This window comes from Anoxybacillus sp. J5B_2022, from assembly GCF_026847645.1.
Lineage (GTDB): Bacteria > Bacillota > Bacilli > Bacillales > Anoxybacillaceae > Anoxybacteroides.
In genome coordinates, this window is record NZ_JAPSMC010000021.1 from 1 (window position 1) to 12,863 (window position 12,863).

The 12,863-nt window shown below is 49.0% G+C and carries 11 protein-coding genes; all 11 read right to left on the reverse strand.

Going from position 1 to position 12,863, the window contains the following annotated elements:
• Positions 1–148: 148 nt before the first annotated feature.
• Entirely contained in the window at positions 149–772 is a 624-nt protein-coding gene (gene pyrE, locus M4I42_RS07855; RefSeq protein WP_268851653.1) for an orotate phosphoribosyltransferase, read from the reverse strand.
• Entirely contained in the window at positions 769–1,488 is a 720-nt protein-coding gene (pyrF, locus tag M4I42_RS07860; RefSeq protein ID WP_268851654.1) for an orotidine-5'-phosphate decarboxylase, read from the reverse strand. The genes pyrE and pyrF overlap by 4 nt, the downstream gene beginning before the upstream one ends.
• On the reverse strand, positions 1,460–2,401 hold the full coding sequence (locus M4I42_RS07865) for a dihydroorotate dehydrogenase (RefSeq protein WP_268851655.1): 942 nt from the start codon (positions 2,399–2,401) through the stop codon (positions 1,460–1,462). The genes pyrF and M4I42_RS07865 overlap by 29 nt, the downstream gene beginning before the upstream one ends.
• On the reverse strand, positions 2,398–3,153 hold the full coding sequence (locus M4I42_RS07870) for a dihydroorotate dehydrogenase electron transfer subunit (protein ID WP_442864089.1): 756 nt from the start codon (positions 3,151–3,153) through the stop codon (positions 2,398–2,400). Before M4I42_RS07870 ends, M4I42_RS07865 begins: the two co-directional genes overlap by 4 nt.
• An 11-nt stretch (positions 3,154–3,164) precedes the next feature.
• Positions 3,165–6,356, reverse strand: a complete 3,192-nt coding sequence (gene carB, locus M4I42_RS07875) for a carbamoyl-phosphate synthase large subunit (RefSeq protein WP_268851657.1) — start codon at positions 6,354–6,356, stop codon at positions 3,165–3,167.
• The gene (locus M4I42_RS07880) at positions 6,349–7,443 is read right to left on the reverse strand and encodes a carbamoyl phosphate synthase small subunit (protein ID WP_268851658.1); all 1,095 of its coding nucleotides are present in this window, start codon (positions 7,441–7,443) and stop codon (positions 6,349–6,351) included. Before M4I42_RS07880 ends, carB begins: the two co-directional genes overlap by 8 nt.
• Positions 7,440–8,726, reverse strand: a complete 1,287-nt coding sequence (locus tag M4I42_RS07885; RefSeq protein ID WP_268851659.1) for a dihydroorotase — start codon at positions 8,724–8,726, stop codon at positions 7,440–7,442. The genes M4I42_RS07880 and M4I42_RS07885 overlap by 4 nt, the downstream gene beginning before the upstream one ends.
• Positions 8,692–9,624, reverse strand: a complete 933-nt coding sequence (locus M4I42_RS07890) for an aspartate carbamoyltransferase catalytic subunit (protein ID WP_268851660.1) — start codon at positions 9,622–9,624, stop codon at positions 8,692–8,694. The genes M4I42_RS07885 and M4I42_RS07890 overlap by 35 nt, the downstream gene beginning before the upstream one ends.
• A gap of 213 nt (positions 9,625–9,837) precedes the next feature.
• A complete protein-coding gene (locus tag M4I42_RS07895; protein WP_328284598.1) occupies positions 9,838–11,142 on the reverse strand; it encodes a solute carrier family 23 protein in 1,305 nt (434 codons plus the stop codon).
• Between the two features lie 116 nt (positions 11,143–11,258).
• Positions 11,259–11,798, reverse strand: coding sequence for a bifunctional pyr operon transcriptional regulator/uracil phosphoribosyltransferase PyrR (pyrR, locus tag M4I42_RS07900; protein WP_268851662.1), 540 nt, complete (start codon positions 11,796–11,798; stop codon positions 11,259–11,261).
• A gap of 153 nt (positions 11,799–11,951) precedes the next feature.
• Positions 11,952–12,863, reverse strand: coding sequence for an RluA family pseudouridine synthase (locus M4I42_RS07905; protein WP_268851663.1), 912 nt, complete (start codon positions 12,861–12,863; stop codon positions 11,952–11,954).

Genomic DNA, 12,863 nt, shown 5'->3' on the forward strand with positions numbered 1-12,863 from the left:
AAACAGTGCCGTCAATGTACTCTAATCGCTCATCGCTGCTTTACCGCAAAGCAACGTATTGTTCATACGAAACGTTCGAAAAGCGAGGCAACGACACGTTCATCCCTCTTTTCTTTTCTTCCATTATACAACATGAGACGAATATAAGTCATTGCCCCCACATTTCTGGATGTTCCCGCCAAGCGCGCAATGTCGCAAGCTCTTGTTCGGTGACGACCCCGAGTTCCACAGCAGTTTCAATTAGCGTATCATAGTCGGTAATCGTGTAGACAGGAATCTTTTCTTCTTGAAATGCTTGTTTCCCTTTTTCTAGCCCGTATGTAAAAATCGCAACGACACCAAGCACGTCACAGCCTGCTTCGCGCAACGCCCGCACAGCATTTAACGAACTTCCTCCAGTCGAAATTAAATCTTCGACGACAACCACTTTTTGCCCTGCTTCGACTTTTCCTTCAATCTGTTTCCCTTTTCCGTGCCCTTTCGCTTGGCTGCGCACGTAACACATCGGCAAGTTGAGACGATCGCTCGTCCATGCCGCATGCGGAATGCCGGCAGTTGCGGTGCCAGCGATCACTTCTACATCTGGAAAGTGCGCCCGAATAAGCGCAGTGAGTCTCTCGACAATCGCACTTCTAACCGCCGGATACGCTAACGTCAACCGATTATCGCAATAAATCGGCGATTTCATCCCTGATGACCATGTAAATGGCGCGCTAGGATTCAAAGATACCGCCCCGATTTGTAACAATTGTGTCGCCACTTCCTTTTTCATCTTCCCTCTCCTCCATTCCATTCCCGTTGTAGCCGCTCATACGCCGCATACGGATCAAACGCACGCGTAATGGTTCTGCCAACGACGATAAAATTCGCTCCAAGCTTTCTTGCTTCTGCTGGGGTCACAACGCGCACTTGATCCCCTTTTGCCTCGTCGGCAAAACGAATGCCTGGTGTCACCGTCACAAACGCTTCTCCTAGATGTTCGCGAATGAGCGGCACTTCTTTCGCCGAACAAACGACGCCATCAAGCCCACTCTCTTTTGCAAGCGACGCATAATGCACCACCGTTTCTTCCATCGAGTGCGCAATCCAAAGCTCGTCGCGCAACATTTGTTCACTTGTACTTGTCAATTGTGTCACCGCAATACAATGCGGGCGGCGCGTTCCGCTTGGTGTCCCTGCTTCTAATCCTTCCAGCGCTGCTTTCATCATTTGCGTTCCACCAGCCGCATGCACGTTCACTAAATCAACTCCTAGACGAGCGAGCCCTTTCATCGCCTGCTTCACCGTATTCGGAATATCGTGAAGCTTTAAATCTAAAAAAATGCGATGCCCTTGCTCTTTCAATTCCGCAATCATCGCCGGTCCTTCTTGGTAATACAGTTCCATGCCAACTTTGACAAACAACGGCGTACCGGAAAACGGCCGCAAAAAATCTTTAACGTCTTGTTTCGATGAAAAATCAAGCGCCACAATAAACGGTTGGTCCACCTTTTTTCCAGCTCCTTCCCGTACACTCCGAAATATGGTCAAAGCCAAGCTCATCAAGCAATGCCGGCAGCTCGGCAATAATGTTCGGGCAAACGAACGGATCGATAAAATTGGCCGTTCCGACCGCAACAGCGCTTGCGCCAGCATAGAAAAATTCAATCACATCTTCCGCTGATTGAATGCCGCCCATGCCGATGATCGGAATCGATACCGCCTGACTCACTTCATAAATCATGCGAATCGCAATCGGTTTAATCGCTGGCCCAGATAGCCCTCCCGTACGATTGGCTAAAATCGGCTCGGCCGTTTTCACATCAATGCGCATACCAAGCAACGTATTAATCATCGTCAGCCCGTCTGCTCCCGCCGCTTCAATCGCCTTCGCCATCTCGACAATGTTGGTCACATTCGGCGACAGTTTCACATATACCGGCACTTCTGACACTTCTTTCACTAACTTCGTCAATTCGGCCGCCACTTCCGGAACAGTTCCGAATGCGATGCCGCCCTTTTTCACGTTCGGGCATGAAATATTTAACTCAAGCGCATGAACGTTCGGCGCTTTTGAAATATGTTTGGCGACTTCTACATAATCTTCCATCGTCGAACCAGCGACATTGGCGATAATCGGCACGTCATATTGGGCTAGCCACGGAAGTTCTTCCTCCATCACTTTTTCCAAGCCGGGATTTTGCAGGCCGATCGCGTTTAACATGCCGCTCGGCGTTTCCGCTACGCGCGGTGTCGGATTGCCGAAACGCGGCTCAAGCGTTGTCGCTTTAATCATAATGGCCCCAAGCACGTTTAAATCATATAGTTTCGCATATTCCCGACCAAATCCGAAACAGCCCGACGCCGGCATGACCGGATTTTTTAACGAAAGACCTGGCAGTTCCACCGCTAATCTGTTCATAAGACGACCTCCCCTGCTTTAAATACCGGCCCATCGCTGCACACTTTTTTATACGCCGTTTCGCTGTCCGGCACGCGGCATACACAAGCAAAGCAAGCGCCAATCCCGCAGCCCATCCGTTCTTCGAGTGACAAATACACCTCTTTGTTCGGAAACTTTTGTTCCAACGCCTTTAACATTGGCTTCGGTCCACACGCATACAGCACATCAAATGAAGTGATTCGCGTATCGATCACATCGGTGACAAATCCTTTCGTTCCGTAAGAGCCGTCAACGGTGGCGACATACGTTTCGCCAAACGAAGCAAATTTTCGTTCATAAAAAGCAACTTCTTTCGTTTGAAACCCAAGCACAATTGTTACTGAAACACCTTTTTTTACTAGCTGCTTAGCGAGTTCATAGAGCGGCGGAACACCGATGCCGCCGCCGACAAGGAGGGCACGCTGCCCTGTTTTCGCCGCTTCAATTGGAAACCCATTCCCAAGCGGGCCGAGCACATCGACCATTTCCCCCGGCCGTTTTTGCGAAAGGAGCGTTGTCCCCGCTCCTTCCGCCCGATAAATAATCGTACATTCATCCGCTTCTTTGTTGATGTCACAAAGGCTGAGCGGCCGGCGCAACAACGGATTGGCTTGCTCCGTCACTTTTATATGAACAAATTGTCCCGGCTCGTTCATTTCAGCAACAAGCGCACCGGCTAGCCTTATTTGATAAATGTTTTTCGCAATTCGTTCGTGATGAACGATCGTCATTTTTTCTGTTTTCATGCGTACACCTTCTTTTCCGACATCGCTGTCGTTGAAAACGTCATCGATTCGATCACCTGCAGCATCGCTTTCGCCGTATCAAGCGACGTTAAGCATGGAATACCGTTTTCGACTGCTTCGCGGCGAATGCGGAAACCGTCGCTTTCCGGCTGCTTGCCTTTCGTTAACGTATTGATGACGACTTGCGCTTTTCCTTGCCGAATCACATCTAAAATATTTGGCGATTCGGAATGAATTTTATTGACAACCGTCACTGGAATGTTTGCGGCTCGTAACGTTTCCGCCGTTCCGTTCGTTGCCAATAGTTGATAGCCGATCTCGTAAAAACGGCGAGCCAATTCAATCGCCTCTTCTTTATCTTTATCCGCAATCGTCAACAACACCGCACCGTGTGGGCGAATATGAATGCCTGACGCCACGAGCCCTTTATATAACGCCTTTTCAAACGTTTGATCTTTCCCGATGACTTCGCCTGTCGATTTCATTTCCGGCCCGAGCGAAATATCGACGTTGCGCAATTTGGCAAATGAGAAAACCGGCGCTTTTACATATACCCCTTCGCTTGCTGGCTTTAATCCCGTTGAATACCCGAGATCGTTTAACTTTGCTCCTAAAATGACTTTCGTCGCAATATTCGCCATCGGCACGTCCGTAATTTTGCTTAAAAACGGAACGGTGCGGCTTGAGCGCGGATTGACTTCTAGCACGTATACTTCGTTTTTGTACATGACAAACTGAATGTTTAACAACCCGACAATTCGTAGACCACGCGCCAATTTCACCGTATAGTCGACAATTTTTTGTTGTATATCGCTCGTTAATGTTTGCGGCGGATAGACAGCGATCGAGTCCCCTGAGTGAACGCCAGCCCGCTCAATGTGCTCCATAATGCCTGGAATGAATACATCTTCTCCATCAGAAATTGCATCCACTTCAATTTCTTTTCCAATCAAATAACGGTCAATCAGCACCGGATGTTGCGGGTTCACTTTTACCGCATGTTCCATGTAATGCAATAGCTCTTCTTCTTTGTAGACAATTTCCATCGCGCGGCCGCCGAGCACATACGATGGGCGAACGAGCACCGGATAGCCGATTTCTTCAGCGATGCGCACCGCCTCACGAACCGAAAACGCCGTTTTTCCTTTCGGTTGCGGGATGCCTAATTGCGACAACGTTTGTTCAAACTTATCGCGGTTTTCCGCACGGTCTAAATCTTCGAGCGATGTGCCGAGAATGCGTACACCGCGCGCAGCCAGTTCAGCCGCTAAGTTAATCGCCGTCTGGCCGCCAAATTGCACGATGACACCAACCGGCTGTTCTAAATCAATGACGTGCATCACGTCTTCGATCGTTAACGGTTCAAAATACAGCTTGTCGGAAATGCTAAAGTCGGTCGATACCGTTTCCGGATTGTTGTTAATAATAATCGCTTCATATCCCGCTTCTTTAATCGCCCAAACCGAGTGAACGGTCGCGTAGTCAAATTCGATGCCTTGCCCGATGCGAATCGGACCGGACCCAAGAACGACGACGCTTTCGCGGGGCGTGACGATTGATTCATTTTCGTCTTCATACGTGCTATAGTAATATGGCGTTTCTGACTCAAACTCAGCCGCGCACGTATCAACCATCTTGTAAACAGGGACGATGCCGGCTTGTTTGCGCATATGATACACATCGCGTTCATTCATGTTCCAAAGTTTCGCAATCGCCACATCGGAAAAGCCCATTTGTTTTGCTTTTCGCAATACGTCGAGATTGCCGACGCGATCGCGCACGACCGTTTCATAGCGGACGATGCGGTCGATTTTTGTTAAAAAGAAGCGGTCGATTTGGCTCCATTCGTGAATTTGTTCGATAGAAATGCCGCGGCGCAATGCTTCCGCAATGTAAAACAACCGCTCATCGCCTGCTTTGCGAATGCGTTTTTCGAGCAACTCGGCGCTCACATCTCCTTTTATGTCAAGATGGTACACATTCGTTTCCAACGAACGCACCGCTTTCAGCAACGACTCTTCAAACGTCCGGCCGATCGCCATTACCTCGCCGGTCGCTTTCATTTGCGTACCGAGATGACGGTTCGCCGATTCAAATTTATCAAACGGAAAGCGCGGAATTTTTGTCACGACATAGTCAAGCGCCGGTTCAAAGCAAGCATACGTTTTTCCTGTTACCGGATTAATCATTTCATCTAACGTAAGTCCGACCGCTATTTTTGCCGCAAGCTTGGCAATCGGGTAGCCGGTCGCCTTCGACGCTAGCGCCGATGAGCGGCTGACGCGCGGATTCACCTCAATGACGTAATAATGAAAACTATGCGGGTCAAGCGCTAGCTGCACGTTGCAGCCGCCCTCAATACCAAGCGCGCGAATAATGCGCAAAGAAGCGTTACGCAACAGTTGATATTCGCGGTCGCTTAACGTTTGGCTTGGCGCAACGACGATCGAATCGCCTGTATGAATGCCGACCGGATCGATATTTTCCATATTACATACGACGATCGCATTATCGTGTGAGTCGCGCATCACTTCATACTCAATTTCTTTATAGCCGGCAATGCTTTTTTCTAGCAAACATTGGTGAACAGGGCTTAATTTTAACCCGCTCGAAACAATCTCGATCAACTCTTCTTCGTTCGTACAAATGCCGCCGCCTGTTCCACCGAGCGTAAACGCTGGACGGACAATAACGGGGTAGCCAATTTTTTTAACAAATGCGAACGCTTCTTCTAAGCTATGAATAATTTCACTTTCCGGTACTGGCTCGCCTAATTCATTCATCAAGGCGCGGAACAATTCGCGGTCTTCCGCTTTTTCAATCGCTTCTAATTTCGTTCCGAGAATTTCTACTCCGCATTCTTCAAGTATGCCCGCTTTCGCCAACTCAACGGCTAAATTCAGCCCCGTCTGGCCACCAAGCGTCGGCAAAATCGCATCCGGGCGCTCCTTGCGGATAATGCGGGAAACAAACTCTAACGTCAGCGGCTCCATATAGACTTTGTCGGCAATTTCTGTATCGGTCATAATTGTCGCTGGGTTCGAGTTCACGAGAATGACTTTATATCCTTCTTCTTTCAGCGCCAGACACGCTTGCGTTCCGGCGTAATCAAACTCGGCTGCTTGCCCGATCACAATCGGACCAGAACCGATGACGAGAATCGTTTCGATATCTTGACGTTTAGGCATGGACGATCTCCCCTTCTTTTTTGAACTGTTCAATCATCGCCATAAATTCATCAAACAAGCCGTTCGCATCTTCCGGACCCGGAGAAGCTTCCGGATGATATTGCACCGTGAAAGCCGGATAATCGAGATGGCGAAGCCCTTCAACCGTTCCGTCGTTTAATGCAACATGCGTCACTTCCAGACGGGTATGCCGCAATGACTCCGCGGTGACCGTATAGCCGTGGTTTTGCGACGTAATCGCCACTTTTCCGGTCGCCAAATGTTTGACCGGGTGGTTCGAACCGCGATGGCCAAATTTCATTTTCTCCGTATCCGCACCGCAAGCGAGCGCAAACAGCTGGTGACCGAGGCAAATGCCAAAGAGCGGAACGCGCCCGAGTATCCCTTGAATCATATCAATTGCTTCCGGCACATCTTTCGGGTCGCCAGGTCCGTTGGATAACATGACGCCGTCCGGATGCAAACGTAGCACATCTTGTGCTGTCGCATTATACGGAAGAACGATGACATCACAGTTTCGTTTATTTAATTCGCGCAAAATGCCGTGCTTCATTCCAAAGTCAACCAATACGACGCGATGACCGCGGCCCGGGCTTGGATAGGCGCTTTTTGTCGAAACGCGCTTTACTTGATCACGCGGCAGCTTCGTTTCTTTTAAATAAGTAATGGCCTCTTCCACGCTTACATCCGCATCGCAAATCATCCCTTTTAACGTTCCATATTGGCGAATGATGCGCGTCAATTTACGCGTATCGACGCCTGCTAAGCCTGGAATGTTTTTTTCTTTGAAATATTCATCAAGCGTCATCTCATTTCGCCAGTTGGAAGGCGCATCGCACATTTCTTTTACGACAAATCCGTGAATGTGCGGCTCAATTGATTCAAAATCGTCACGGTTAATGCCGTAGTTGCCAATTAACGGATACGTCATCGTGACAATTTGCCCGCAATAAGACGGATCGGACAAAATTTCCTGATAGCCGGTCATTCCCGTATTAAACACGACTTCCCCGATCTTTTGTTCCGTACTGCCGAACGCTTCCCCGATGAAAAATGTCCCGTCTTCTAAAATGAGTTGTCGCTTCATTGCTCTCTTCCTTTCTTCCATACAAGTTTTCCGTTCACAAACGTCATCGTCGGCCACCCTTTGCACGTCCAGCCGGCAAACGGCGTATTTTTTCCTTTCGATACGAACGTAGCCGGATCAATCATTTGTTCTGCCTGCAAATCGATAATCGTGATATCCGCTTTGGCGCCGACAGCCAATGTCCCTCGGTTCAGTTGAAACGCTTCTGCCGGTTTTTTCGTCAACCAATCAATGAGCTGCTTTAATGTGCAAATGTTCGTTTCAACGAAATGCGTGTAAAGGAGCGGGAACGCCGTTTCCAACCCGACGATGCCAAACGGTGCTAGTTCCATTCCTTCCTGTTTTTCCGCTTCTGTATGCGGCGCATGGTCGGTCGCGATAAAATCGATCGTCCCATCAAGCAATCCTTCAATCAACGCTTCCCGATCTTCTTTGCTTCTTAGCGGCGGATTCATTTTAAAATTTGCATCAAGCCCTGGGATGTCTTCATCGCAAAGAAGAAGATGGTGCGGCGTCACTTCGGCGGTGACACGAATACCAGCCCGCTTCGCCTCGCGCACGATGCGGACCGATTGTTTCGTGCTGATATGACAGACGTGATAATGACATCCCGTCGCTTCCGCTAGCAATACATCGCGGGCAATATGAACGGATTCCGCTACGGATGGAATACCGGAAAGTCCATGCTTTTTGGCAAACGTGCCGTCGTGGACGCACCCTTTATATGTAAGCGTCTCATCTTCGCAATGGGCGACAATCGCCATGCCGAGAGCGGCCGCTTGTTTCATCGCCTCATACATCATTTGCGCGCTTTGCACCCCCACACCGTCATCCGTAAACGCAAACGCGCCCGCTTCTTTTAATGCAGCAAAATCCGTCCGCTCTTTTCCGAGCTGGCGAATCGTAATCGCCGCGTACGGAAGAACATTTACATGGGCGGTTTGGCGGATGCGTTCAACGAGCCAATCCATTTGCTCTTTCGTATCAGGAACAGGACGGGTATTCGGCATCGCCGCAACCGTTGTAAAACCTCCTTTGGCCGCCGCAAGCGTCCCCGTTGCAATCGTTTCTTTATGCTCTCCACCAGGCTCGCGCAAATGGACGTGCAAATCGATAAACCCTGGTGCAAGTAGTTGACCGGCGACATCGATTACTTCATCTTCATCGCCCGCTGCGACCGTTGAGGCAATTTCAGCGATCACGTCTCCAGTGATTTTAACTTCTGTTGGCACAAGCACCCCTGCTTCATTAAGCGAGCGACCATTTTTTAAAATAATAGCCATTGTGCATTCCCCTTTCCTCTGTTTGAAGTGCCCGTTTTAAAACAGCCATGCGCACGTACACTCCGTTTTCCATTTGTTTAAAAATGCGGGATCGTTCGCATTCGACAAGACTGCTGGCAATTTCGACATCGCGGTTGACAGGAGCTGGGTGCAAAATAATGCTTTTTGGCTTCATTTTTCGTTCTCGCTCGATTGTTAACCCGTATTGCTCGTGATATTGCTCTTTCGTCAGCCCCATTTTTTCACCGTGCCGCTCATGCTGAATGCGAAGAAGCATTACGACATCTGCTTCTTGAACAGCCGTATCCAAATCAACGTATGTTCCATACGAATTTGTGTCGTCTTTCCATTGTTCTGGGCTAGAAAACAGCACCGTTGCCCCAAGCCTTGTCAATACTTCCGCATTCGAACGAGCCACCCGGCTATGGCGAATATCGCCGACAATCGCAACAGTCAAGCCACGAAACGTGCCAAACTCCTGCCGGATCGTCATTAAATCTAATAGCGATTGCGTTGGATGGTGGCCGCATCCGTCCCCGGCGTTAATGATTGGGATGCCGACGGAATGGCGCAGCGCTTCAAAATAACGGTCTTCTGGGTGGCGAATGACGACGGCCTGCACCCCGATCGACTCAAGCGTCCGAATCGTATCATATAACGTTTCCCCTTTTTGGACGCTTGATGTTTCGACATCAAACGGGATGACATGAAGCCCTAATTTTCTTTCTGCCACTTCAAAGCTACATTTCGTCCGTGTACTCGGTTCAAAAAATAAGTTGGCGACAAACGCTGGTTCAGACAACCGCCAATGTGACCCACGCGAAAACTGCTCCGCTTCCTCAAGCAGTGCGAGAATTTCTTCCAACGATAACTCGGTTAACGTTAACAAATGGTTCATCGTTCGTTCCCCCTTGTATTGAAGTCAAAAGCGACTTTCCATATGGTTAGTTTGCAAAAAAAGCACCCTGCCTAACCGACAGGGTGCTACACCGTTTTTGGGCGTAAAAAGGTGTGTGGAAAGAAACGAACAATTTTCGACGTTCGCCCTTTCTCTTTTTACGCGAACAGGAACACCCTTTTAAGTCTCGCGGGACTTAATTAAAAGGTGATGTTACGCAACATGGTCATCATTTGTTTCTTCGAGTTCAAACATATTTTCGTTGACTTCCGGACGTCCCGGTAAAATCAAGTTTAAAATGACGCCGACGATCGCAGCTAATGCCATTCCTTGGATTTGGAACGTTTCTGACACTTTTAAGATCGCACCGCCAATGCCAATGACGAGAATGACGGACGAGATCACTAAGTTGCGTTTATCGCCGAAATCGACTTTACTGTCGACAAGCATCCGCAATCCTGAAGAAGCGATAATTCCGAACAGAAGAATCGATACACCGCCCATCACCGGCGTCGGAATCGTGCCGATTAAAGCAGTAATTTTACCGACAAAGCCGAACACGATCGCTAATACCGCTGCGCCCGCTAGCACATAGACGCTATAGACGCGCGTAATAGCAAGCACTCCGATGTTTTCTCCGTACGTTGTTTTCGGTGGTCCGCCAATCAACGCGGAAATCATTGTCGCCGTACCGTCACCTAAAATCGAGCGGTGCAAGCCTGGATTTTTAATGTAGTCACGTCCGACGACTTTGCTTAAGACAAGCTGGTGGCCGATATGCTCCGACAGTGTGACAATCGCAACTGGCACCATAAGCAGGACAATTTGTCCGGTAATATGAATTGGATAATCGATGCCTGGCAATAAGAAATCTGGCATTTCAAACAGCTTTGCTTTCGCTACTTTCGATAAATCGACAACGCCGATGATTAGTGCATATACATACCCGACGATAATTCCTGCTAAGACAGGAACTAAGCTGAACAAGCCGCGCGAGAAAATGGAACATACAATCGTCGCTGCAAGCGTCACAAGCGCTACGGAAAAATACGTGAGGTTATACTTGCCATCTGGTCCGTTCATCGCCATGCCAACAGCGACATTCGCAAGCCCTAAACCGATGACGATAATGACCGGTCCGACGACAACAGGCGGCAATAAGCTCATAATCCAGCGATAGCCTGCCTTTTTAATAATCAACGCTACTACGCCGTATACAAGCCCTGCTAGGAAGCTGCCGATCATTGCTGCTCCAGGTCCTCCGGCTGCTTTAGCGGCAATAATCGGCGAGATAAACGCAAACGAGGAGCCGAGATAGGCCGGCACTTGCCATTTCGTAATGATCAAAAAGGCAAGCGTTCCAAGGCCGCTCGAAATGAGCGCCATCGCTGGACTTAACCCGACAAGATAAGGCACTAAAATCGTCGCTCCGAACATCGCAAATAAATGTTGTAAGCTTAATGTTAGCCATTGCAACGGTGAAGGTACGTCTTTAATATCTAATACTGGTTTATTCATCATCTTTCTCCCCTTTTCCATAATAAAAACCCTCTTCGCGCAAGGCACAAAGAGGGTATGACAAAATCGCCCCCCTTTGTCAGCCTCGCAGGACTGCCTTTAAAAAGGGTGTTTATTTATTTTTCATGAATGCTTACTTGATCCAATCCGTCTACTTCTTGCAATTCGACAACGATCATTTCCGCGCTTGACGTCGGAATATTTTTGCCGACAAAGTCCGCGCGAATCGGTAGTTCGCGGTGGCCACGATCGACTAACACGGCCAGCTGAATTTGCGCCGGACGCCCGAAATCCATGATTGCATCCATCGCCGCGCGCACCGTGCGCCCCGTAAACAGAACATCATCGACTAATACAACTTTTTGTTCTGTTACATCAAACGGGATTGCCGACCCTTTCACAAGCGGTTCTTTATCGCTCGTTTTCGTCGTCAAATCATCGCGGTAAAGCGTAATATCAAGTTCCCCGACCGGAATCGCTGCACCTTCAATTTGTTCAATCCGTTCCGCTAGCCGTTTGGCTAAATAAATGCCGCGCGTTTTAATGCCGACAAGCACACAGCCGTCAATTCCTTTATTTCGCTCGATAATTTCGTGAGCGATGCGCGTCAAGGCGCGGCGAATCGCCTGTTCGTCCATCACGACTGCTTTTTGCACTTCTTTCACCCCTATGCAAAAAACCCTCCCACCGATTGGCGAGAGGGTAGAATGGCATACTTCACCTATATCCGCTACCTTCTCAGCCTCACGGGACTGAACTTAAAGGTTCTTGTTCACTTGAATTCATTGTACGTTTCATTCGACCGTTTGTCAACGATTATTTCGTAATCGATCGAGCAATTGTTCAAATTCTGGCGGCAACGGCGCTTCAAACTCCAAATATTCCCCTGTGCGCGGATGAGTAAACCCTAGCACGCCAGCATGCAACGCTTGTCCATCAATCGGCAACGTCTTTTTCGGACCATATTTCGGGTCACCTGCAAGCGGATAGCCGATGTATTTCATATGAACGCGAATTTGATGCGTCCGTCCGGTTTCCAATTGGCATTCAATAAACGTATAATCGGAAAAGCGCTCCAACACCCGAAAATGCGTTACCGCTTCCTTTCCGTCTTCAACGACCGCCATGCTTTGGCGGTCGTGTTTGTCGCGGCCGATTGGCGCATCAATCGTGCCGTAATCGTGCGGAATGACACCGTGAACAATCGCTTTATATTTGCGCGTCACCGTTTTGTGAACGAGCTGATTGACAAGCGACTCGTGCGCCATATCGTTTTTCGCGACCATTAATAAACCGGACGTATCTTTATCAATCCGGTGCACAATCCCTGGCCGCAATACGCCATTAATGCCCGATAAATCTTTGCAGTGAGCAAGCAGTCCATTCACCAACGTCCCGCGCATATGCCCAGGTGCAGGATGGACGACCATCCCGCGCGGTTTGTTCACAACAAGAACGTCCGCATCTTCGTAATAAATGTCGAGGTCCATTTCTTCCGGTTCGACGTCCAGCGGCTCCGGCTCTGGCAGAGCAATCGTTACCTCATCGCCGACAGAACATTTATAGTTCGCTTTTACTGCTTTGCCGTTCACCGTGACTAGGCCGTCTTTCATCCATTGTTGCACTTGCGAACGCGACCATTCCTCATTTAAAGTCGCGATCACTTTGTCAATTCGTTCGCGATCATACTCTTCCTCAATATGAAATGTTACTACGTCCAT

What these genes read in the sequence shown, in the direction of transcription:
- pyrE (WP_268851653.1), bottom strand. Translation starts at nt 772, where the DNA reads ATGAAAAAGGAAGTGGCGACACAATTGTTACAAATCGGGGCGGTATCT.
- M4I42_RS07890 (WP_268851660.1), bottom strand. Translation starts at nt 9,624, where the DNA reads ATGAACCATTTGTTAACGTTAACCGAGTTATCGTTGGAAGAAATTCTC.
- M4I42_RS07905 (WP_268851663.1), bottom strand. Translation starts at nt 12,863, where the DNA reads ATGGACGTAGTAACATTTCATATTGAGGAAGAGTATGATCGCGAACGA.
- M4I42_RS07895 (WP_328284598.1), bottom strand. Translation starts at nt 11,142, where the DNA reads ATGAATAAACCAGTATTAGATATTAAAGACGTACCTTCACCGTTGCAA.
- M4I42_RS07880 (WP_268851658.1), bottom strand. Translation starts at nt 7,443, where the DNA reads ATGAAGCGACAACTCATTTTAGAAGACGGGACATTTTTCATCGGGGAA.
- M4I42_RS07870 (WP_442864089.1), bottom strand. Translation starts at nt 3,153, where the DNA reads ATGACGATCGTTCATCACGAACGAATTGCGAAAAACATTTATCAAATA.
- M4I42_RS07865 (WP_268851655.1), bottom strand. Translation starts at nt 2,401, where the DNA reads ATGAACAGATTAGCGGTGGAACTGCCAGGTCTTTCGTTAAAAAATCCG.
- carB (WP_268851657.1), bottom strand. Translation starts at nt 6,356, where the DNA reads ATGCCTAAACGTCAAGATATCGAAACGATTCTCGTCATCGGTTCTGGT.
- M4I42_RS07885 (WP_268851659.1), bottom strand. Translation starts at nt 8,726, where the DNA reads ATGGCTATTATTTTAAAAAATGGTCGCTCGCTTAATGAAGCAGGGGTG.